This is a genomic window from Streptomyces sp. NPDC093111 (assembly GCF_040683955.1).
GTDB lineage: Bacteria > Actinomycetota > Actinomycetes > Streptomycetales > Streptomycetaceae > Streptomyces.
The window spans coordinates 20020-40019 of the sequence record NZ_JBFBNW010000014.1 but is presented as its reverse complement, the minus strand read 5'-3'; the positions used below and the strand labels follow the sequence as shown (position 1 = coordinate 40019).

Annotated in this window: 18 protein-coding genes and 5 tRNA genes; 15 read left to right on the top strand and 8 right to left on the bottom strand. The window is 73.2% G+C overall.

Going from position 1 to position 20000, the window contains the following annotated elements:
* The first annotated feature begins 27 nt into the window (after window positions 1-27).
* Window positions 28-510 carry a GNAT family N-acetyltransferase gene (locus tag AB0Q96_RS24625; protein ID WP_365328933.1) on the top strand — a complete coding sequence of 161 codons (483 nt, stop codon included), beginning with the start codon at window positions 28-30 and terminating at the stop codon, window positions 508-510.
* 27 nt (window positions 511-537) lie between these two features.
* On the opposite strand, the gene AB0Q96_RS24620 is transcribed toward AB0Q96_RS24625, so the two are convergent.
* Window positions 538-960 (bottom strand): hypothetical protein, encoded by a 423-nt coding sequence (locus AB0Q96_RS24620; protein ID WP_365328932.1) that lies wholly within the window; start codon window positions 958-960, stop codon window positions 538-540.
* A gap of 2 nt (window positions 961-962) precedes the next feature.
* Window positions 963-1325 carry a hypothetical protein gene (locus AB0Q96_RS24615; protein WP_365328930.1) on the bottom strand — a complete coding sequence of 121 codons (363 nt, stop codon included), beginning with the start codon at window positions 1323-1325 and terminating at the stop codon, window positions 963-965.
* A gap of 628 nt (window positions 1326-1953) precedes the next feature.
* Between AB0Q96_RS24615 and AB0Q96_RS24610 the strand changes: the two genes are divergently transcribed.
* From AB0Q96_RS24610 to AB0Q96_RS24575, 8 genes are all read left to right on the top strand, one after another.
* Complete coding sequence (locus tag AB0Q96_RS24610) at window positions 1954-3042, top strand: ATP-binding cassette domain-containing protein (RefSeq protein ID WP_365328928.1); 1089 nt, start codon at window positions 1954-1956, stop codon at window positions 3040-3042.
* The gene (locus tag AB0Q96_RS24605) at window positions 3039-3707 is read left to right on the top strand and encodes a methionine ABC transporter permease (RefSeq protein WP_365328926.1); all 669 of its coding nucleotides are present in this window, start codon (window positions 3039-3041) and stop codon (window positions 3705-3707) included. Before AB0Q96_RS24610 ends, AB0Q96_RS24605 begins: the two co-directional genes overlap by 4 nt.
* Before the next feature lie 93 nt (window positions 3708-3800).
* On the top strand, window positions 3801-4655 hold the full coding sequence (locus tag AB0Q96_RS24600) for a MetQ/NlpA family ABC transporter substrate-binding protein (RefSeq protein ID WP_365328925.1): 855 nt from the start codon (window positions 3801-3803) through the stop codon (window positions 4653-4655).
* A 168-nt stretch (window positions 4656-4823) separates the two neighbouring features.
* Window positions 4824-5456 (top strand): GNAT family N-acetyltransferase, encoded by a 633-nt coding sequence (locus tag AB0Q96_RS24595; protein WP_365328923.1) that lies wholly within the window; start codon window positions 4824-4826, stop codon window positions 5454-5456.
* A gap of 66 nt (window positions 5457-5522) precedes the next feature.
* Complete coding sequence (cbiE, locus tag AB0Q96_RS24590; protein WP_365328921.1) at window positions 5523-6725, top strand: precorrin-6y C5,15-methyltransferase (decarboxylating) subunit CbiE; 1203 nt, start codon at window positions 5523-5525, stop codon at window positions 6723-6725.
* Between the two features lie 310 nt (window positions 6726-7035).
* Window positions 7036-10398, top strand: coding sequence for a nicotinate-nucleotide--dimethylbenzimidazole phosphoribosyltransferase (gene cobT, locus AB0Q96_RS24585; RefSeq protein ID WP_365328919.1), 3363 nt, complete (start codon window positions 7036-7038; stop codon window positions 10396-10398).
* Between the two features lie 381 nt (window positions 10399-10779).
* Window positions 10780-12039 (top strand): uroporphyrinogen-III C-methyltransferase, encoded by a 1260-nt coding sequence (gene cobA, locus AB0Q96_RS24580; protein ID WP_365328917.1) that lies wholly within the window; start codon window positions 10780-10782, stop codon window positions 12037-12039.
* Window positions 12040-12151: 112 nt separating this feature from the next.
* Window positions 12152-12970, top strand: coding sequence for an RNA methyltransferase (locus AB0Q96_RS24575; RefSeq protein ID WP_365328915.1), 819 nt, complete (start codon window positions 12152-12154; stop codon window positions 12968-12970).
* Between the two features lie 3 nt (window positions 12971-12973).
* On the opposite strand, the gene AB0Q96_RS24570 is transcribed toward AB0Q96_RS24575, so the two are convergent.
* The gene (locus AB0Q96_RS24570) at window positions 12974-14230 is read right to left on the bottom strand and encodes a serine/threonine-protein kinase (protein ID WP_365328913.1); all 1257 of its coding nucleotides are present in this window, start codon (window positions 14228-14230) and stop codon (window positions 12974-12976) included.
* A gap of 437 nt (window positions 14231-14667) precedes the next feature.
* Here AB0Q96_RS24570 and AB0Q96_RS24565 point away from each other — a divergent pair, with 437 nt between their 5' ends.
* From AB0Q96_RS24565 to AB0Q96_RS24555, 3 genes are all read left to right on the top strand, one after another.
* Window positions 14668-14835, top strand: coding sequence for a hypothetical protein (locus AB0Q96_RS24565; RefSeq protein ID WP_365328911.1), 168 nt, complete (start codon window positions 14668-14670; stop codon window positions 14833-14835).
* A gap of 175 nt (window positions 14836-15010) precedes the next feature.
* A complete protein-coding gene (locus AB0Q96_RS24560) occupies window positions 15011-15946 on the top strand; it encodes an aminoglycoside phosphotransferase family protein (RefSeq protein ID WP_365328909.1) in 936 nt (311 codons plus the stop codon).
* Window positions 15947-15986: 40 nt separating this feature from the next.
* Window positions 15987-16265 (top strand): zf-TFIIB domain-containing protein, encoded by a 279-nt coding sequence (locus AB0Q96_RS24555; RefSeq protein ID WP_329419054.1) that lies wholly within the window; start codon window positions 15987-15989, stop codon window positions 16263-16265.
* Between the two features lie 128 nt (window positions 16266-16393).
* Here AB0Q96_RS24555 and AB0Q96_RS24550 read toward each other — a convergent pair.
* The 5 genes from AB0Q96_RS24550 to AB0Q96_RS24530 all read right to left on the bottom strand — a co-directional run bounded on the left by AB0Q96_RS24550 (window position 16394) and on the right by AB0Q96_RS24530 (window position 16877).
* Window positions 16394-16465: transfer RNA gene (locus AB0Q96_RS24550), tRNA-Val, on the bottom strand.
* Between the two features lie 47 nt (window positions 16466-16512).
* Window positions 16513-16584 (bottom strand) — tRNA-Val (locus tag AB0Q96_RS24545).
* A 34-nt stretch (window positions 16585-16618) separates the two neighbouring features.
* Window positions 16619-16690, bottom strand: a tRNA-Val gene (locus AB0Q96_RS24540).
* Window position 16691: 1 nt separating this feature from the next.
* Window positions 16692-16765 (bottom strand) — tRNA-Cys (locus AB0Q96_RS24535).
* A 39-nt stretch (window positions 16766-16804) separates the two neighbouring features.
* Window positions 16805-16877, bottom strand: a tRNA-Gly gene (locus tag AB0Q96_RS24530).
* A gap of 324 nt (window positions 16878-17201) precedes the next feature.
* Here AB0Q96_RS24530 and AB0Q96_RS24525 point away from each other — a divergent pair.
* Genes AB0Q96_RS24525 through AB0Q96_RS24515 form a run of 3 tightly spaced genes read left to right on the top strand, consistent with a single transcriptional unit; the run spans window position 17202 to window position 19984 of the window.
* Window positions 17202-18254 carry a chorismate-binding protein gene (locus AB0Q96_RS24525; protein ID WP_365328907.1) on the top strand — a complete coding sequence of 351 codons (1053 nt, stop codon included), beginning with the start codon at window positions 17202-17204 and terminating at the stop codon, window positions 18252-18254.
* Window positions 18251-19102 carry an aminodeoxychorismate lyase gene (locus AB0Q96_RS24520; protein ID WP_365328905.1) on the top strand — a complete coding sequence of 284 codons (852 nt, stop codon included), beginning with the start codon at window positions 18251-18253 and terminating at the stop codon, window positions 19100-19102. Before AB0Q96_RS24525 ends, AB0Q96_RS24520 begins: the two co-directional genes overlap by 4 nt.
* 42 nt (window positions 19103-19144) lie before the next feature.
* Window positions 19145-19984 (top strand): GNAT family N-acetyltransferase, encoded by an 840-nt coding sequence (locus tag AB0Q96_RS24515; protein WP_365328903.1) that lies wholly within the window; start codon window positions 19145-19147, stop codon window positions 19982-19984.
* The last annotated feature ends 16 nt before the right edge of the window (window positions 19985-20000 follow it).

Here is a 20000-nt window from a genome sequence, read left to right as displayed (position 1 = left end):
GACCAGGTGAGCGGGAGGCATGCACACATGGGCATGAGCGTGACCATCTCAGCGGCAGACGCGCAGGACGCGGAGCACATCCTCAAGCTGCAGTACCTCTGCTATCAGCGTGAGGCCGAGATCTACCAGGACTGGTCGATCGAGCCGCTGACCCAGTCGCTCGACGCCCTGCGCGCCGAACTGGCCGAGGGCCAGGCTTTCGTGGCCCGCCTCGGGGACGAGGTCGTCGCCTCCGTGCGCGGCCGGCTCGACGAGGACGGCACCGTGCGGATCGCCAAGCTGATCGTCCACCCGCGCCTGCAGCGCCACGGTCTCGGCGGGCGTCTCCTGGACGCCATCGAGGGCCACTACGCCGAGGAGCCCGCGCCCGCCGCCAAGCGCTTCCAGCTCTTCACCGGCCACCGCAGCGAGGGCAACCTGCGCCTCTACCGCAGCAAGGGCTACGCGCAGGTCTCCACGCGCGAGGTGGGCCCGAGCCTGACGCTCGTCACCCTGGAGAAGGCCGCCTGACGGCCGGCGCCGAGGGGGTCCCGCCGGTCAGACGGCCGCGCGGGACCGCCGCAGCCACCAGATGCCGGTGAGCGGCAGCAGCACCGGGATGAAGATGTAGCCGTAGCCGTAGTCCGACCAGACCGTCGCGTCCGGGAAGGCCGACGGCTCGACCAGCGTCCAGGTCCCCACGGTCAGCACGCCGACGAGCTCGGCGGCGCAGCACACCAGCGCCGCCCTGCGGGCCGTCTCCCCACCCCGTACCAGCGTGTACGTGATGAACGCGTAGACCACCGCGGCGACCGCCGACAGGGAGTACGCCAGCGGGGCCCGGTCGAACTCGGTGGCGATCTGGTAGATCGAGCGCGAGACCGCGCCCACCGACATCACGCCGTACAGCCAGACGAGCAGCATCCCGGGGCCCGTGACCAGCCGGCCCGTCCCCTGCTTCCCGGTCTCCGTCGCGGTCATGATCAGCCCACCGTCCAGATGTCGTAGAGACGCACTTCGAGCACGGCGAGCACGACCGCGCCGGCCGCCACCGTCGCCGAGCCCCACTTGCTGCGCTCGGTCAGGGACATCAGACCCGCCGCGGGCACCGCGCACAGCGCGCCCAGCAGATAGGCGATGAAGATCGTCGTGCCCTCCTCGGCCTTCTCGCCGCGGGCCAGCTGCACGATCCCGACCACCAGCTGCACCAGGGCGAGCAGGGTGACCACGGCCATGCCGATGAAGTGCCAGTCCTTGGTGGACTGGTTGCGGGTGAAGGCGAAGCCGCACCAGGCGGCGAGCGCGAGCGCGGTCACCGAGACCGCGACCGTCAGGGCGTCAAGCATGCGCCCGAGGGTATTACGGGCCGAATGGCCCGATGCGCGCGCCCCCCGCCGACGCCCGCGCCCGCGCCGGGTCCGGCCCGCGGCCGGCCCGGAGCCGTACCCGCTCGCAGCCGCGAATCGTGGCCTTGGCCACAGCCCGCGTCCGCGAAGCGCCCGGCGCGGGGCTCGCGGCGACCGCCCGTCCCCGGTATCGGCGCAGGCCACGACGGGCGGAACGGATCCCCTCATCAGCTGCCGAACCGGCCCAGCGCCGTCCGCATGCCGTCTCAGGGCTGTCCGCTATGCGGACAGCCCCCTTTCGTTCGCACGTTTGCATGCTTTACTTGCAGGCATGACCACGACGAGCAGCCGCACCCTTGCGACCGAGGCGATCACGACGCCCGGTGCTCGTTGTATGTGTCGAATGTGCGCCATCTGAGGGCCCCCGACCGAGACTCGCGCCCCGAAGCGAGCCCCGACGGCCAGCCGTTCCGCCACGCCACCCGGCGTCGGACCGTGCCCGCCCCGCGCACGCGCTGCCTCCCGGCCACCAGCCGCGACGGCGACCGCCCGCGCCCGACTGTCCGAACGACGTATGCCCCGTGCACGGCGGACCCCGCGCCGCGCACTCGACAGTGACGGAAACCCTGTGATCACCACTTCGGGCCTGACCAAGGTCTACGAGTCGAGAGGCCGCCAGGTCACCGCCCTGGACGGCGTCGACCTCCACGTCCGCGAGGGCGAGGTCTTCGGCGTGATCGGCCAGAGCGGCGCCGGCAAGTCCTCCCTCATCCGCTGCGTCAACCTCCTGGAGCGCCCCACCTCGGGCACCGTGACCGTGGACGGCCTCGACCTCACCGCGCTCGCCGGCAAGGGCCGCCGCGCCGGCAAGGACCTGCGCCGCGCCCGCAGCAGCATCGGCATGGTCTTCCAGCACTTCAACCTGCTGTCCTCGCGCACCGTCAAGGACAACATCGAGCTGCCGCTGGAGATCCTCGGCGTCTCCGGCGCCGAACGCTCCCGGCGCGCCCTCGAACTCCTCGACCTGGTCGGCCTCGCCGACAAGGCGAAGTCCTACCCGGGCCAGCTCTCCGGCGGCCAGAAGCAGCGCGTCGGCATCGCCCGCGCCCTGTCCGGCGAGCCGAAGGTCCTCCTCTCCGACGAGGCCACCAGCGCCCTCGACCCGGAGACCACCCGCTCCATCCTCCAGCTGCTGCGCGACCTCAACCGACAGCTCGGCCTCACCGTCCTGCTCATCACGCACGAGATGGACGTCGTCAAGACGATCTGCGACTCGGCCGCGCTGATGCAGAAGGGCCGCGTCGTCGAGTCCGGCACCGTCGGCGAACTGCTCGCGACCCCCGGCTCCCAGCTGGCCGCCGAGCTCTTCCCGGTCAGCGGCGCCGCCACGGCCCCCGACCGCACGGTCGTCGACGTCACCTTCCACGGCGAGACCGCCACCCAGCCGGTGATCTCGCAGCTCTCCCGTACGTACAACATCGACATCTCGATCCTCGGCGCGGCGATGGACACCGTCGGCGGCCGGCAGATCGGCCGCATGCGGATCGAACTGCCCGGACGCTACGAGGACAACGTCGTCCCGGTCGGCTTCCTGCGCGAGCAGGGCCTCCAGGTCGAGCCCGTCGACCCCACCGACGACGCCGCGGGCGCCGCGGAACCGCAGGACCGGCCGGTGCCCGCCCAGGCGCCCGCGCTGGTGAAGGAAGGTGCCAAGTGACCTGGTCCGAAATGCAGCCGCTGCTCGAACAGGGCACCGTCGACACCCTCTACATGGTCCTGTGGGCCACCGTCGTCACCATCCTCGGCGGCCTCCCGCTCGGCATCCTCCTCGTCCTCACCGACAAGGGCGGACTGCTGCAGAACCGGCCGGTGAACAAGATCGTCGGTGCGATCGTGAACGTGGGCCGCTCGCTGCCCTTCATCATCCTGCTGATCGCCCTGATCCCCTTCACCACCTTCGTCGTCGGCACCTTCATCGGCCCGACCGCGATGATCGTGCCGCTCGCCATCGGCGCCATCCCCTTCTTCGCCCGGCTCGTCGAGACCGCGATCCGCGAGGTCGACCACGGACTCGTCGAGGCCGTCCAGTCGATGGGCGGCGGCATCCCCACCATCGTCCGCAAGGTCCTGCTCCCGCAGGCCCTGCCCTCGCTGGTCTCCGCCGTCACCACCACCGTCATCGTGCTCATCGGCTACTCCGCGATGGCCGGCGCGGTCGGCGGCGAGGGCCTCGGCTCCAAGGCGATCACGTACGGATACCAGCGCTTCGACACCACCTTCATGCTGGTCACCGTCGTCGTCCTGGTCGCGATCGTCACCGTCGTCCAGCTCATCGGAGACGGCGCCGTCCGCCTCCTCGCCCGCCGCGGCCGCACCGCGTAACCCGGCCGGGCCCACCCCTACTTCGTCACCCGAAGAAAAAGCCAGGACTTGTTGTCCAGGCGTCCACCGCTCCACCGGAAAGAGGCACTCTTCGTGCGCAACAACATCAAGCTCGCCGCCGGCATCGCCGCCACCGCCGCCCTCGCCCTGGGCCTCACCGCCTGCGGCACCTCCTCCGACCCGTCCACCGCCAAGGACGCCGCCGGATCCGCGGACAAGGCCCTCGTCGTCGCCGCGTCCCCGACGCCGCACGCCGACATCCTGAAGTTCGTCAAGGACAACCTGGCCGAGAAGGCGGGCCTGAAGCTGGAGGTGAAGGAGTTCACGGACTACGTCCTGCCGAACACCGCCACCGAGACCGGCCAGGTCGACGCCAACTTCTTCCAGCACAAGCCGTACCTCGACGACTTCAACAAGAAGAACAACACCCACATCGTCCCGGTGGTGAACGTCCACCTGGAGCCGCTCGGCCTCTACTCCAAGAGCGTCACGTCGCTGAAGGACATCAAGGCCGGCCAGACGATCGCCGTCCCCAACGACACCACCAACGAGGGCCGCGCCCTCCACCTGCTCGCCGACAACGGGCTCATCACCCTCAAGGCGGGCGTCGGCACCGACGCCAAGCTGTCCGACATCAGCGACAAGAAGGGCCTGGAGTTCAAGGAGCTGGAGGCCGCCACCGTGCCCCGCGCCCTGAACGACGTCGACGCCGCCGTCATCAACGGCAACTACGCCATCGAGGCCAAGCTCCAGCCCGCCAAGGACTCCCTCGCCCTGGAGAAGGCGGAGGGCAACCCCTACGCCAACTTCCTCGCCGTCAAGCAGGGCAACGAGAAGGACGCCCGCGTGCAGAAGCTGGCCAAGCTGCTCAACTCGCCCGAGGTGAAGAAGTACATCAAGGACACCTACAAGGGCTCGGTCATCCCCGCCTTCGGCGCGGCCAAGTAACACCCCGTCAGCCGAGGGCCCGTCAGAAGGCCCCCGTAGTACGGTCCTCCAGCAGAAGGCCCCGCACGCCCCGTCCGGCGAGCGGGGCCTTCGGCTCACCCGCGCATGCGCGGCGGCGGCCCCATGCTGCATGCTGTGCGTTCACGGTCTTCACGTATGGAGCTGAGCATGACTACGACCTTCCCGTCCATCTCCATCAGCACGGACCGCCTGGCCCTGCGCGCCCTCGAACCGGCCGACGTGCCCGCGCTCACCGAGATGATGAACGACGAACTGGTCGCGGCCTGGACCTCGGTCCCGCAGCCCTTCACCGAGGACGCCGCACGGCGCTGGATCGAGGAGTACGCCCCCACCGAACGCGCCGCCGGCCGCGGCCTCGACCTCGCCGTCACCGAGTTCCTCACCCAGCGCCTGGTCGGCGTCGTCCAGCTCGCCAAGACCAACTGGCGGGTGCGCTCCACCGAGCTGTCCTACATCGTCGCCCCCTGGGCACGCGGCGAGGGATACGCCTCCGAGGCGGCGCTCGCCACCGCCCAATGGCTCTTCGGCGACCAGCGGTTCGAGCGCATCGAGCTGCGCACCGCGGCCGACAACACCGCCTCCCAGCAGGTCGCCCAGAAGATCGGCTGCATCAGCGAGGGCGTCCTGCGCAACGCCTGCATAGCGCGCACCCGCACCGAGGACGGCGCGTGGGAGGACCTGCGCACCGACTACATCGTGTACAGCCTCCTCCCCGAGGACCTCGACAGCGCCGACCAGCTCGCCGAGGCCGGCTACTCCGGCTACGCCGACTGGAGCTGACCGGGAACGTGCCCGGGTAGGCTCGTTCCCCCCGACCTGCACATACCTCCAGGGAGACAGAGACAGATGGCCGACCGGGTCACGGTGATCGGCTGGGACGGCTCGCCCCTCACCGCGGCGGCCCGGTCCGCGCTGGCCGCCGCCACCCTCGTGGCCGGCGCCGCGCACCACCTCGCCCTCCCCGAAGTGCCGCCCACCGCCGAACGCGTCCGCCTCGGCAGCGTCGACCTCGCCGCCCGCAGGATCGCCGGCCACCGCGGCACCGCCGTCGTGCTCGCCGACGGCGACCCCGGCTTCTTCGGCGTCGTCCGCACCCTGCGCGCGCCCGAGCACGGCCTGGAGGTCGAGGTGGTCCCCGCCGTCTCCGCCGTCGCCGCCGCCTTCGCCCGCGCCGGGATGCCCTGGGACGACGCCAGGATCGTCGTCGCCCACCAGCGCACCCTGCGCCGCGCCGTCAACGTCTGCCGCGCCCACCCCAAGGTCGCCGTCCTCACCTCGCCCGGCGCCGGCCCCGCCGAGCTCGCCCTCCTCCTCGACGGCGTCCACCGCACCTTCGTCATCTGCGAGGAGCTCGGCACCGCCCGCGAACAGGTCAGCGTCCTCACCTCCGACCGGGCCGCCGACCACGTCTGGCGCGACCCGAACGTCGTCATCGTCATCGGCGGCAGCCCCGCCCCCGGCCGCGCCCCCGCCTGGCTCATGGGCGACGACACCCCCGCCGTACGGGGCTGGGCCCTGCCCACCGCGGAGACCGGCGGGCGCACCGGCCAGGACACCGACCTGCGCGCCGCGCACCTCGCCCGCCTCGGCCCCCGCGTCGGCGACCTCGTCTGGGACATCGGCTGCGCCGACGGCGCCTTCGCGGTCGACGCCGCGCGCTCCGGCGCCGCCGTCATCGCCGTCGACGCCGACCCGGAGGCCTGCGCCCGCACCGAGGCCGCCGCCCGACGCGCGGGCGTCCTGCTCCAGGCCGTCCCCGGCCGCGCCCCGCACGTACTGGAACGCCTGCCCGAACCCGACCTCGTACGCATCGGCGGCGGGGGAGTCCCCGTCGTCACCGCCTGCACCGACCGCAGGCCGGAACGGATCGTCGCGCACGCCTCGACGCGTGACGAGGCGGAGGCGATCGGCGCCGCCCTGGCCGACGGCGGCTACACCGTGGAGTGCCGTCTCCTGCAGACCGTGGGCCTCGACCCGGCCGACTGGAGCGAACGCGAACGGACCGTCGCGTTCCTGCTCTGCGGCGTCCGGGCCCAGCGCTCCCCGTGATCGCGGGGAGCGGCGAGGGAGGTAGGCTGGCCGATTGTTGTACCGCACCGGGACGTTCGGCGATTTGTTCGCCAATGCCCTGAACCGAGGGCCGCTTTGGGCCTCTGATGTGGTACGGAGCCGTGAGGGCCGCGCGACGTGGCGCAGTCCACAGCGAACCGTGTCGGATCCGCCTGCCAGGATGGCCGAGGGCCGGGACAATGCATGGGTGTCCGCGCGTTCTTCGTGCCGCACGGCACGCACGCTCGTTCTTGTTTGGTGGCGGGCGAAGGTCTGAAGGAGCACAACCGATGGGCGAGGGGTACGCAGCATGACGGACACCGGCCAGATCCCGGGCGAGGGGCTGCCGGAGAACGCAGGCATGGTCGAGCAGCCGGGCATCCCCGCCCCGGGCGCGTACACCTTCCTGGACCCCTCCGAGCACGCAGCCGAGGACGACGAACTGCTTCTGATGCCGGGCGCCCAGGGCGCCTGGAGCGAGCACCTGCCGGGCGTCCAGCCCGCACCGCCCGTCGCCGTGCCTGCACCGCCCGTCGACCCGCTGACGGCCCCGCTGGACCAGGTGACCGCCACCCCGCCGCAGGGCGTGCCGCTGCCCCCGCACACCCCGGCCCACGGCATCCCGCTGGAGCCCGAGTACGGGTACGAGCCGGGCGTCCTCGACACCGGCGCCCACGAGGCCGCGGGCCGGGACACCGGCTCCGTGGACCTGGGCGGCGCCCGGCTGGCCCCGCAGGCCGCCGCGATGACCCCGCCGCCGCCGCGCCGCCCCCTGCACATGGGCCCGCCGGTCCCCGAGGGCACCGGCCCCGCGGTCCGCTCCCTCGCCGACCGCGGCCCCGCCGCCCCGGCCCCGCAGCCCGTCCCGATGGCGGCGACGGCCCCGGCCCCGATGCCGGTCCGCACCCAGGGCCCGCCGACGGCCGGCCTGGAGTACCTGGACGTGGCGCAGGACCAGCAGACGGCCCCGCAGGGCGCCGTGCCGTGGACCGCGCAGCCCGAGGCCGCCCCCGTGGAGCCGGTCGCCCGCTTCGTCCCGGTCGAGGGCTCCGTCCCGACCGCCCCGCACCTGGCCCCGACGCCGGTGGCCGAGCCGGAGCCGACCCCGGAGGAGCTCCCGGTGGCCGAGGCCCCCGCGGAGCACCCGGCCGAGCCCCAGCCCCTGACCGAGCAGCCCGCACCCGTCGAGCAGCCGGCCCCCGTCGAGGCACCGGTGGCCGTCGAGGCGCCGGTGGCCGAGGCCCCGGTCGCGGACGCCCCGGCCCCCGTCGAGGCACCGGTCGTCGAGGCCCTGGTGGCAGAGGCCCCCGTGGCAGAGCAGCCGCTCGCCCAGGAGCCGGTCGCGCAGGACCTTGCCGTGGAGCAGCCCGCCGTGGAGCAGCCGGTGGCCGAGCAGCCCGTCCCCGTACAGCCGGTGGCGGAGGAGCCCGTGGAGACCCCGGCGGTGGCCGTGGTCCCCGCCCCGCGCGAGCCCGAGCCGCAGCCCGTGGAGGCCGCGCTGCCCGAGGCGGAGGCACCCGTGGCCGAGCAGCCCGTCGTGGCAGCGGCACCGGTGGAAGAGCCCCTCGCGGAGGCGACGGCCGAAGAGGTCCCCGTCGTGGCCGAGGAGCCCACGCCCGCGACGGAGCAGCCCACGCCCGCGACCGAGGACACCCCGGTAGTGGCCGAGCAGACCCCGGCCACGGCTGTGGAGCCCGAGACGGCACCGCAGCCCGAGGCCCCCGTGGCACCGGCGGCGGAGGAGCCCGAGGCCCAGCAGACGGCCGCGCAGACGGCCGCGCAGACGGCCGAGGAGCCCCAGCAGCCCCAGGAGACTCCGGCCCACGAGGTCCCGCAGGACCAGGCCCAGGATCAGAACGAGGTCGAGGTCGAGGTCGAGGTCGAGGCCGAGGCCGACACGGAGGCCGAGGCGGCCACGCAGCCCCCCGCCCCCCCGGCAACGCCCCCGGCCCCCGGCTATGACGAGGCGGAGCGGGAAGCGGTCCTGCGTGTCATGCGCGAGCGCCGCGACATCCGCAACGGCTTCCGCTCGGACCCGATCCCGCACGAGGTGCTGCTCCGCGTCCTGGAGGCGGCCCACACGGCGCCCAGCGTCGGCCACTCGCAGCCCTGGGACTTCGTCGTCATCCGCAGCGCCGAGACGCGCCGCACGATGCACGAGCTCGCCGCGCACCAGCGCGAGGCGTACGCGAAGTCGCTCCCCAAGGGCCGGGCGAAGCAGTTCAAGGAACTGAAGATCGAGGCGATCCTCGACACCCCGGTCAACATCGTGGTGACCGCCGACCCGACGCGGGGCGGCCGCCACACCCTCGGCCGCTACACGCAGCCGCAGATGGCCCCGTACTCCTCGGCCCTCGCCGTGGAGAACCTGTGGCTCGCCGCCCGGGCCGAGGGCCTCGGCGTCGGCTGGGTCAGCTTCTTCGACGAGCGCGAGATGGTCCGCGCCCTCGGCCTGCCCGAGCACCTCGAAGTGGTGGCGTACCTGTGCGTCGGCTACGTCGACGAGTTCCCGGAGGAGCCGGAGCTCATGCAGGCGGGCTGGTCGAAGCGCCGCCCGCTGTCGTGGGTCGTCCACGAGGAGACGTACGGCCGGCGCGCGCTGCCCGGCGAGGAGCCGCACGACCTGCTCCAGGAGACCGTGGCCAACATCCGCCCGCTGGACGCGAAGGCCCTCGGCGAGGCGTGGGAGCGCCAGAAGCGCATGACCAAGCCCGCCGGGGCCCTGGGCATGCTGGAGATCATCGCCGCGCAGCTCTCGGGTCTCTCCCGCACCTGCCCGCCGCCGATCCCGGAGCCGGCCGCGGTGGCGATCTTCGCCGGTGACCACGGGGTGCACGCGCAGGGTGTCACGGCGTGGCCCCAGGAGGTGACCGGCCAGATGGTCGCGAACTTCCTCGGTGGCGGCGCGGTCTGCAACGCGTTCGCGAACCAGGTGGGCGCCGAGGTCTGCGTGATCGACGTGGGCGTGGCGAGCGAGCTCCCGTCCACGCCGGGCCTGCTGCCCCGCAAGGTCCGCGCGGGCACGGGCGACTTCACCATCGGCCAGGCCATGACCCACGAAGAGGTCGTCGCCGCGATCGAGGTCGGCATCGAGACGGCCCGCGACCTGGTGGCGGCGGGCAACAAGGCCCTGCTGACCGGTGAGATGGGCATCGCGAACACGACCGCGTCCGCCGCCCTCATCTCGGTGTACACCGATGTGGACCCGACCGAGGTCACCGGCCGCGGCACGGGCATCAACGACGAGATGCACGCCCGCAAGGTGGACGTGGTCCGCCGCGCCCTGGACCTCCACAAGCCGGACCCGGCGGACCCGATCGGTGTCCTGGCGGCGGTCGGCGGCCTGGAGCACGCGGCGCTGGTCGGCCTGATCCTCGGCGCGGCCTCGCTGCGCACCCCGGTGATCCTGGACGGCGTCTCGACCGGAGCGGCGGCCCTGGTGGCCCGGGCCATCGCGCCCGAGTCCCTGGCGGCGTGCATCGCGGGCCACCGCAGCGCCGAGCCGGGCCATGTGGCGGCCCTGAACAAGCTGGGCCTGCGCCCGCTGGTCGACCTGGACCTGCGCCTGGGAGAGGGCACGGGCGCGCTGCTGGCCCTCCCGCTGGTCCAGAGCGCCGCGAGGGCGATGCACGAGGTGGCGACGTTCGACTCCGCAGGTGTAACGGAGAAGTAGCAGCAAGCCGCAGTCCCCACTCACAGAGAGTGGGGACGGGGCCGGGGGCAGCCCACCCAGGGGAGTGGGGGCCGCGCAGGGGGCCGCGTTCGGGACGTAAAGCGTGATTTGTGGCGCGGAACAAGCAGCCGTGACTCTCCAGTCACCCGATCCGCGCCGTAAATCATGCAGTCCCGAATGCGGCCCCCGGAGCGTCCCCCACGTCGGCCACCCACCGGCGACGGGCCCCCGAGACCACCCACCGGGCGGCGCCGAGGCCCCACCCCGGCAGGGAAGCGACGAAGCTCCCACAGCCAGGAGATCCGTCACAGCGTGACAAGCCCTGGTCACCGATATCGTTGGTGCCCAAACGCACCGCCCCCTCCGAGGAGCCGCCCGCCCATGGCCGACCACGCCGCGAACGCCGCCCACGCAGCCACCGCAGAGCACCCCGCCTACCCCGTCGGACTGCGCCTCAAGGGCCGCCGCGTCGTCGTGCTCGGCGGCGGCCAGGTCGCCCAGCGCAGGCTTCCGGCGCTGATCGCGGCGGGCGCGGACGTCACGCTGATCTCCCCCTCCGCGACCCCTTCGGTCGAGGCGATGGCCGAGGCCGGCGAGATCACCTGGACCAGGCGCCGCTACGAGGAGGGCGACCTCGCGGACACCTGGTACGCGCTCGTCGCCACGAGGGACGCGGCCGCCAACGCGGCGGCGTCGGCGGAGGCCGAGCGCACCAGGACCTGGTGTGTCCGCTCGGACGACGCGGAGGCGGCCACCGCCTGGACCCCGGCCACCGGCCGCAGCGAGGGCGTGACGGTGGCGGTGCTGACGGGCCACGATCCGCGCCGCTCGGCGGCCGTGCGGGACGCGATCGTGGAGGGTCTGCGCGACGGTTCGATCGCGGCGCCGACGCACCGTGCCCGTACCCCCTTCGTGGCCCTGGTCGGCGGCGGCCCCGGCGACCCGGACCTCATCACGGTGCGCGGCCGCCGCCTGCTCGCCGAGGCCGACGTCGTGATCGCGGACCGTCTCGGCCCGCGCGACCTCCTGAACGAGCTGCCGCCGCACGTCGAGGTGATCGACGCGGCGAAGATCCCGTACGGCCGTTTCATGGCCCAGGAGGCCATCAACAACGCGCTGATCGAGCACGCGAAGGCCGGGAGGTCGGTCGTCCGTCTCAAGGGCGGCGACCCGTTCGTCTTCGGCCGGGGCATGGAGGAGGCCCAGGCGCTGGCCGCCGAGGGCATCGCGTGCACGGTGGTGCCGGGCATCTCCAGCTCGATCTCGGTGCCGGGGGCGGCCGGCATCCCGGTGACGCACAGGGGTGTGGCGCACGAGTTCACGGTGGTGAGCGGCCACGTGGCTCCGGACGACGAGCGTTCGCTGGTGGACTGGGCGTCGCTGGCGAAGCTCACCGGGACCCTGGTGATCCTGATGGGCGTCGACAAGATCGACAAGATCGCCGAGGCCCTGATCGCCCACGGCAAGTCCCCGGACACGCCGCTGGCCCTCGTCCAGGAGGGCACGACGGCGTCCCAGCGCCGGGTGGACGCCACGCTGGCGACGGTGGCGGAGACGGTCCGGACCCAGGAGGTCCGCCCGCCCGCGGTGATCGTCATCGGTGACGTGGTAGCGGAGTCCCCGGACAAACTGACGAACTAGCGCAGGCGCACGTACAGCACCCACACCACTCACTCACCCACCCACCCACACCACCTGCACCACCTGCATCCCGCACATTGGCACCACACCCCGGACAAGGCAGTATCACCCCGTGGCCGAACTCATCACGATCGACGACCCCGACGACCCCCGTCTGAGCGATTACACCGGACTGACCGACGTGGAGCTGCGCCGTAGGCGCGAGCCCGCCGAGGGCCTGTTCATCGCCGAGGGCGAGAAGGTCATCCGCCGCGCCAAGCTGGCGGGGTACGAGATGCGGTCGATGCTGCTCTCCGCGAAGTGGGTCGACGTCATGCGGGACGTGATCGACGAGGTCCCGGCGCCCGTGTACGCGGTGCAGCCGGACCTCGCCGAGCGCGTGACGGGCTACCACGTGCACCGGGGCGCGCTGGCGTCGATGCAGCGCAAGCCGCTGCCGGACGCGACGGAGCTGCTGAGCACGGCCCGCCGGGTCGCGGTGATGGAGTCGGTCAACGACCACACCAACATCGGTGCGATCTTCCGGAGCGCGGCGGCCCTCGGCATGGACGCGGTGCTGCTCTCCCCGGACTGCGCGGACCCGCTGTACCGCCGTTCGGTGAAGGTGTCGATGGGCGCGGTGTTCTCGGTGCCGTACGCCCGCCTGGAGACCTGGCCGCGCGGCCTGGAGGCGGTGCGGGAGGCGGGCTTCAAGCTGCTCGCGCTCACGCCGGCGGACCGGGCCACCTCGATCGACGAGGCGGCTCCGCACCGGCTGGACCGGGTGGCGCTGATGCTGGGCGCGGAGGGCGAGGGCCTGTCGACGCAGGCGCTGCGCGCGGCGGACGAGTGGGTCCGCATCCCGATGGCGCACGGCGTGGACTCGCTGAACGTGGGCGCGGCGGCGGCGGTCGCCTTCTACGCGGTGACGAGCGGCCGCCCGCAGTCCTGAGGCTCAGCCCTGCAGCGCCTGCGCGGCGGCGATCCCGAGGGCGACGATCAGCGTGACCACGACGAAGACGAAGAGCCGCTGACGCAGCAGCCGGGGGTTGGCGGGCCGCCGCCCGGTGGAGGTGCTGCGGGCCCCGGGCCGTGTGCCGGGCCGGGAGTGCGGGGCACCGGCGCGCGAGGTGGACGGCCGGTTCTTCCCGGCGCGCCCCTGCGTACCGGTGGACCGCTCGGTGGCCCGGTCGGCCTGCCGTTCGACGTGCCGCTCGGTGGTGCGCTCGGTGTACCGCTCGGTGGGCCGCGCGGCCGGCCGTACGGAATGCCGCTCCTCGACCCGGTCACGATCCCGGTCCCGGTCACGATCCCGCTCGTGCTCCCGATCCCGGTCCCGCTCGTGCTCCCGGTCGCGCTGCCCCGGCGCCCGGGGCCCGGAAGGCAGCCCCTGTGCCTCGCGGGCGGCGATCTCCTTGAGCCGCATGGACAGCTGGAGGGTGCTGGGACGTTCCTCCGGGTCCTTGGCGAGGCAGGCGCGGACGAGGGGGGCGAGGGCGTCGGGGACGCCGTGCAGCTGGGGTTCCTCGTGGACGACGCGGTAGAGCATGACCTCGGAGCTGCCGTGCCCGAAGGGGGAGTCGCCCATGGCGGCGTACGCGAGGGTGGCGCCGAGCGAGAAGACGTCGGTGGCGGGGGTGACGGCGGCGCCGCGGACCTGTTCGGGCGCGAGGAAGCCGGGGGAGCCGACGGCGGTGCCGACGTGGGTGAGGGTGCTGGCTCCGGTGGCCCAGGCGATCCCGAAGTCGATGATGCGGGGGCCCTTGGGCGACAGCAGGATGTTCGAGGGCTTCAGGTCGCGGTGGACGACTCCGGCCTCGTGGACGGCGACGAGTCCTTCGGAGAGCGCGGCGCCGATCGCGGCGACGTCGGCGGCCCGCAGGGAGCCTTCCTCGGCGACGCGGTCGTGCAGGGAGGGCCCGGGGACGTACTGGGTGGCGAACCAGGGGCGCTCGGCCTCCAGGTCGGCGGCGACGAGCCGGGCCGTGCAGCCGCCGCGGATGCGCCGGGCGGCGGACACCTCGCGGGCGAAGCGGGAGCGGAACTCCTGGTCCTCGGCGAGGTCGGGCCGGATGACCTTGAGCGCGACGCGCTGTCCGCGCCGGTCGGAGCCGAGGTACACGACTCCCATTCCGCCGGCTCCGAGCCGGCGGTGGAGCCGGAACGACCCGACGATCCGCGGGTCCTCGCGCCGGAGCCGCATCATCGCCATGTCCGTCCCCTCGTCCGTTCGACGTGGCACAGCTTACGTACCCCCGCCCCGGTGCGCTCACAGGCCGCGCCCTCGGGCCCGCATCGATTGTCAGTGCTGCGGGCGACACTTGAGGCCCGGTCAGCCGTGACACGCTTCAACACCCGCTCCTATCACAACAGTTGGGAGGGAGTCGGTGCGGCGCTCCGGAGTGCGGGCGGGGACGTGAGGGAGGTCACGCACCCCCTCAGGGAAGACCCCGAGCCGGGGGGAGACGTCTCCACCCTGGGGAGTACGCCGGGCGGACGGGCGTCATCCTCTCGGAGGCCCGGAAGTCGGTACGCGGGCATGACGTCCGGGACGTCACGGCTGCCTAGGGTTGAGGTCAAGCGGCGGGTGCAGCACTCGTCCCCCGAGGTCACCGCACCCGCCGCGTCAGACTCGACAGGAGAGGACCCATGGCGTACCCGGTACCGCGGATGAACCCCCGCCCTTCCAGCCGCCGTCACCCGCTGGTGGCGACCGCCATGGTCCTCCCTCTCGCGGCCCTGCTCGTAGTCGTCTTCGGCGGCTGGGACGCGGTGGTCACTCAGGCGTCGTCCGTGGGCGTGATGCTGGGGCGCTGAGCGGCGCTCCGGACCCGGGAGAGCGGCCCGGGTCGGGGACATCCGGCCGGAAACCCCGTGGGGACGGGGGTGCGGCGGACGGCAGCGTGTGGCCGGTCAGCTGGGGAGCTGACCGGCCCTCGCGCTTTTCCGGGGCGGTTCCGGCCGCCGGGGCGGGTTGTCTAGGCTCCTCCTCGTGGAGGAGCCCGTTCTCGTTCGGTTGCACGCCCTCGCCCGCGCCGCCGCGCATCCGGGGGCGCCGTCGGCGTGCCGGTGCGCGGTCGGGGTGCTCGCGGACCGGGACGACGGCACGGTCGTACGGCATGGGGGCCTGGTCCTGAAGGCGCACGCGCCGGCCGGTGAGCCGCCGGCGCTGCGGTCGCGGGTGGCGGTCGCGGCGCTGCCGGAGCTGTCGGGGGTGCTGCTGCCGCCGCTGCCGGGCCCGCGCGTGGCGCTCGACGGGCGTCCGGTGACGGGGTGGCCGTACGGTTCCCCGGTCGACCCGGAGGATCCGGGGGCGGCTCCGTGGGAGGAGGCGGGCCGCCTCCTGGCGCTGCTGCACCGGACTCCGGCGCCGCCGGGCCTGCCGCCGATGCGCGCGCCGTCGAAGGCGGCTCTGGCCGTGGAGAGGATGTGCCGGGCGGCCCCGGACCACCCGGCGACCACGACGGTCCTGAGCGCCTGGCGCACCCTGCCCCCGGACGCGGCACCCGCGCCGTCCGCGCTCTGCCACGGCGATTTCCACCTGGGCCAGCTGGTCCGGGCTCCTGACTGGCGCCTGATCGACGTCGACGACCTGGGTGTCGGCGACCCGGCGTGGGACCTGGCCCGCCCGGCGGCCTGGTTCGCGGCTGGGCTGCTGCCACCGGAGGTCTGGTCGCGTTTCCTGGGCGCGTACGAGGCGGCCGGGGGCCCGGCCACGGGGGGCGGGGGCGCGGGGGAGCGGGGCGGGGATCCGTGGGCCCGGCTGGACGTTCCGGCGCGCGCGTTGACGGTGCAGACGGCGGCGTTGGCGCTGGCCAAGTCGACGGCCGAGGGGCGTCCGCTGGACGAGGTGGAGGACGTGATGATCGACACCTGTGCCCGAATCGCCTCGCTCCGAACCGAGTTGGCTCCGCCGGCGTCCCCGTAGGGTGAGAGCACCATCCGAACGGCAGGGAGTTGAGCCGAGCATGCAGTGTCCCAAGTGCCACGCGCCCATGCACACGTACAACCGCAACGGTGTCCAGATCGAGCAGTGCAGCGGCTGCCGGGGCATATTCCTGGACTACGGCGAGCTGGAGGCGCTGACCCGCCTGGAGTCGCAGTGGGTGCAGCAGGCGCCGCCGGCCCCGCAGGCCTACCCGGCGCAGCCGGCGGCCCCGGCGTGGGGTGCGCCGCAGCACGGCGGGCACCACGGCCACCACGGCGGTCACCACCGCGGGTTCGGCCGGATGCTCTTCTCCTCCTGATCCTGTGGGGGCCCTCCTGGGCTCGGGCCCTGAGCCCGAGCTCGGAGCCCACCCCGCTCCAGGCGTTCCGACGTTCCGACACGAAGAAGCCCCCGTCCGCGAGATGCGGCCGGGGGCTTCTTCTACGGTGCGCGATACTGGGATTGAACCAGTGACCCCTTCCGTGTCAGGGAAGTGCTCTCCCGCTGAGCTAATCGCGCGGGACGGTCAGGATCGTACAGGACGAACCCGGACCAATGGTACTGCGTGCGCGATACTGGGATTGAACCAGTGACCCCTTCCGTGTCAGGGAAGTGCTCTCCCGCTGAGCTAATCGCGCGGGGGATCCGAGGATCCAGGACCCTGAGGTCCAGTGGACGATACTGGGATTGAACCAGTGACCCCTTCCGTGTCAGGGAAGTGCTCTCCCGCTGAGCTAATCGTCCTTGGAGGTGGAGACGGGATTTGAACCCGTGTAGACGGCTTTGCAGGCCGTTGCCTCGCCTCTCGGCCACTCCACCAGGAGTGAATACAGGGGTTCGGGAAGATCCCCCACATCGAGCGGACGACGAGATTCGAACTCGCGACCCTCACCTTGGCAAGGTGATGCTCTACCAACTGAGCCACGTCCGCTTGTCGTTTCCGTTTCGCTTGCGCGTCCCGGCGACGTGTTGAACTCTAGCGGATTCCCGGGCCAGTACAAAAACGCGTTTCCGCAGCGTGCTGACCTGCGCCCCCGCCGGGGCGTCCGGGAGCGTTCGTACGGCGTTCACTCCACGTGTCCCCGAGGTGGCACCCAGCCGCCTCCCGGACCGCCCTCTCCCTCTCCCGCCCTCTCCCGCCACTCCCGCGTCCTCCCGCACGTCCCTCCCGTACGTCCCTCACCTCACGCGCGCCCCCGCGTGCGCCCGCGCTCGCCCCCGCCGGGCCGCTCCCCGCCCGCCTAGACTCGCAAGCGTGTACCCCCTCGCTCCCATGGCCCGCTTCGGCGGCCTCCTCGCCACCGACCTGCGGGACGTCACCCGTGACCCCGCCGCCCTGGACTCCTCCGGCTTCTGGGCCGTCTGCGCGGACTTCGAGGGCCGTCTCACCTGCGCCCGCTTCGGCGACGTACGACCGGACCCGGTCCCCGCGCCGGTCCCGGGGGCCTGGCGCGGGCCCGCGGCCGGCGACTGGACGTCGTCCCTCGACCGCGCCGCGTACACGGCGGGCGTGCGCCGCGTGCGCGAGCACATCGCGCGCGGCGAGGTGTACCAGGCGAACCTCTGCCGGGTGATGTCCGCGCCGCTGCCCGAGCCGGCCCTGGCCGACGTGGACGCGCTCACCGCGCTGCTCGCCCGCGGCAACCCGGCCCCCTACGCGGGGACGATCCGACTGCCGGCGCACGGGGTGGAGGTCGCCACCGCGTCCCCCGAGCTCTTCCTGCGCCGCGAGGGCGCGCTGGTGACCTCCGGGCCGATCAAGGGCACCGGCCGCACCGCCGACGACCTGCTCCCGAAGGACTACGCGGAGAACGTGATGATCGTCGACCTGGTCCGCAACGACCTGGGACGGGTCTGCGAGACGGGCAGCGTCACCGTGCCCGAACTGTGCGCGGTCGAGGAGCACCCCGGCCTGGTCCACCTGGTCTCCACCGTCAGCGGTCTGCTGCGCGAGGACGCGGGCTGGCCCGGGCTGCTGGCCGCCGCCTTCCCGCCGGGGTCCGTCACGGGCGCGCCCAAGTCGAGCGCGCTGCGGATCATCGAGGCGCTGGAGACGGTGCCGCGGGGCCCCTACTGCGGCGGCATCGGCTGGGTCGACGCGGACGCGGGCACCGCCGAGCTCGCCGTCGGCATACGCACCTTCTGGGTCGACCGGGCCGAGGGCGTGCTCCGCTTCGGCACCGGCGCCGGCATCACCTGGGGATCGGACCCCGAGGGCGAGTGGGCGGAGACCGAGCTGAAGGCCGCGCGGCTGGTCGCGATAGCGTCGGGCGCGTACGAGGCGAGCGGAAGGGCCATATCTCGATGAAACTCTGGGTCAACGGCGCACTGCACGATGCCGAGACCGCGCAGGTGTCCGTCCTCGACCACGGTCTGACCGTGGGCGACGGCATCTTCGAGACGGTCAAGGCCGAGCGTGGTGAAACGTTTGCTCTCACCCTCCACCTGGAGCGGCTCACCCGCTCCGCGCGCGGCCTCGGGCTGCCCGACCCGGACCTCGACGAGGTCCGCAGGGCCTGCGCCGCCGTCCTGGAGGCGAACCCGATGGAGCTCGGCCGGCTCCGCATCACCTACACCGGCGGTCTCTCCCCGCTGGGCTCCGAGCGCGGCGACGCGGGCGCCAGCCTCGTCGTGGCCCTCGGCGAGACGGGCCGGCGCCCGGACTCCACCGCGGTGATCACCGTTCCGTGGACCCGCAACGAGCGCGGCGCGCTCACGGGCCTGAAGACCACCTCGTACGCGGAGAACGTCGTGGCCCTCGCCAGGGCGCGCGAGCAGGGGGCCTCCGAGGCGCTCTTCGGCAACACGGTCGGGCAGCTCTGCGAGGGCACCGGGTCCAACGTCTTCGTGGTGCTCGACGGGCAGGTGCACACCCCGCCGGTCTCCTCCGGCTGCCTCGCGGGCATCACGCGCGCGCTGGCCGTGGAGTGGACCGGGGCCGTGGAGACCGATCTCCCGCTGGAGGTCCTGCGGAGCGCCGACGAGATCTTCCTGACCTCGACCCTGCGCGACGTCCAGGCCGTGCACCGGGTCGACGACCGGGAGCTCGCCGGGGCGCCGGGGCCGGTCACCGCCAAGGCCATGCGGCTCTTCGACGAGCGGGCCGCGCAGGACCGGGACCCGCGGCGGACCCCGGCGGCGTCGTCCGGCGCGTAAAACAGGATGACGGGCGGCCGTCCGATGGGTACAACTCCCGTGATGACCACCACCCTGCGGCCGTCCGAGCCGCTCCAGCAGTCCGCCGACGGCGGTCGTTCCCGCAGCTACGACATCTGCGTGAACAGCCGTCGGGTCGGTTCCGTCCACCTGACCACCGACGCCGCCTTCGGCGGGGCGGTGGGCGTGATCGAGGATCTCGCGGTCGACGAGCCGGACCGGGGCAGGGGCCGGGGCACGGTCGCGGCGCTCGCCTCGGAGGAGGTGCTGCGCGGCTGGGGCTGCGACGAGGTGCGGATCTCGGTGCCCACCGGGTCGGCGGCCGGGCTGCGGCTCGCGACGGCGCTCGGGTATGCCGAACGCAGCCGCAACATGGTGAAGGAGCTCCCCGTGGGGCCGCCGGAGCTGCCCGAGGGCTTCGGGTTCCGGCCGATCACCGAGGCGGAGTTCGCGGAGTGGTCGGAGCGGTCCCTGGCCGCCTTCGCGCAGAGCTGGATCGACCGGGGCATGCCCGAGGAGCTGGCCCGCGCCAAGGCCGAGGACAGCCGCCGCAGATTCCTGCCGCAGGGCCTCGCGACCCCGGGCATCTCGGTGGTCGTCGCCCTGCGGGACACGGATGTCGTGGGGCACCTCTGGACCGGCGGGCTCGAACTGGAGCCGGGGGAGCGCAGCGGATTCGTCTTCGAGGTCGAGGTCGCCGAGGAGCAGCGCGGCAAGGGGTACGGCCGCGGTCTGATGCTGCTGGCCGAGCGCCTGTCGCTGGCGGCCGGGGAGAGCCTGCTCGGACTGCACGTCTTCGCGGGCAACACCCCGGCGATCCGGCTCTACGAGTCGCTGGGCTACCGCACGACCCACCTCAACAGCGCCAAGACGCTGCGGTAGGACGCCGGGAAGGTCC

Bases quoted from the DNA above. Each gene is read 5' to 3' on its own strand.
- AB0Q96_RS24625 (WP_365328933.1), top strand. From the start codon at position 28: ATGGGCATGAGCGTGACCATCTCAGCGGCAGACGCGCAGGACGCGGAG.
- AB0Q96_RS24620 (WP_365328932.1), bottom strand. From the start codon at position 960: ATGACCGCGACGGAGACCGGGAAGCAGGGGACGGGCCGGCTGGTCACG.
- AB0Q96_RS24615 (WP_365328930.1), bottom strand. From the start codon at position 1,325: ATGCTTGACGCCCTGACGGTCGCGGTCTCGGTGACCGCGCTCGCGCTC.
- AB0Q96_RS24595 (WP_365328923.1), top strand. From the start codon at position 4,824: ATGACTACGACCTTCCCGTCCATCTCCATCAGCACGGACCGCCTGGCC.
- cbiE (WP_365328921.1), top strand. From the start codon at position 5,523: ATGGCCGACCGGGTCACGGTGATCGGCTGGGACGGCTCGCCCCTCACC.
- cobT (WP_365328919.1), top strand. From the start codon at position 7,036: ATGACGGACACCGGCCAGATCCCGGGCGAGGGGCTGCCGGAGAACGCA.
- cobA (WP_365328917.1), top strand. From the start codon at position 10,780: ATGGCCGACCACGCCGCGAACGCCGCCCACGCAGCCACCGCAGAGCAC.
- AB0Q96_RS24570 (WP_365328913.1), bottom strand. From the start codon at position 14,230: ATGGCGATGATGCGGCTCCGGCGCGAGGACCCGCGGATCGTCGGGTCG.
- AB0Q96_RS24565 (WP_365328911.1), top strand. From the start codon at position 14,668: ATGGCGTACCCGGTACCGCGGATGAACCCCCGCCCTTCCAGCCGCCGT.
- AB0Q96_RS24555 (WP_329419054.1), top strand. From the start codon at position 15,987: ATGCAGTGTCCCAAGTGCCACGCGCCCATGCACACGTACAACCGCAAC.
- AB0Q96_RS24520 (WP_365328905.1), top strand. From the start codon at position 18,251: ATGAAACTCTGGGTCAACGGCGCACTGCACGATGCCGAGACCGCGCAG.
- AB0Q96_RS24515 (WP_365328903.1), top strand. From the start codon at position 19,145: ATGACCACCACCCTGCGGCCGTCCGAGCCGCTCCAGCAGTCCGCCGAC.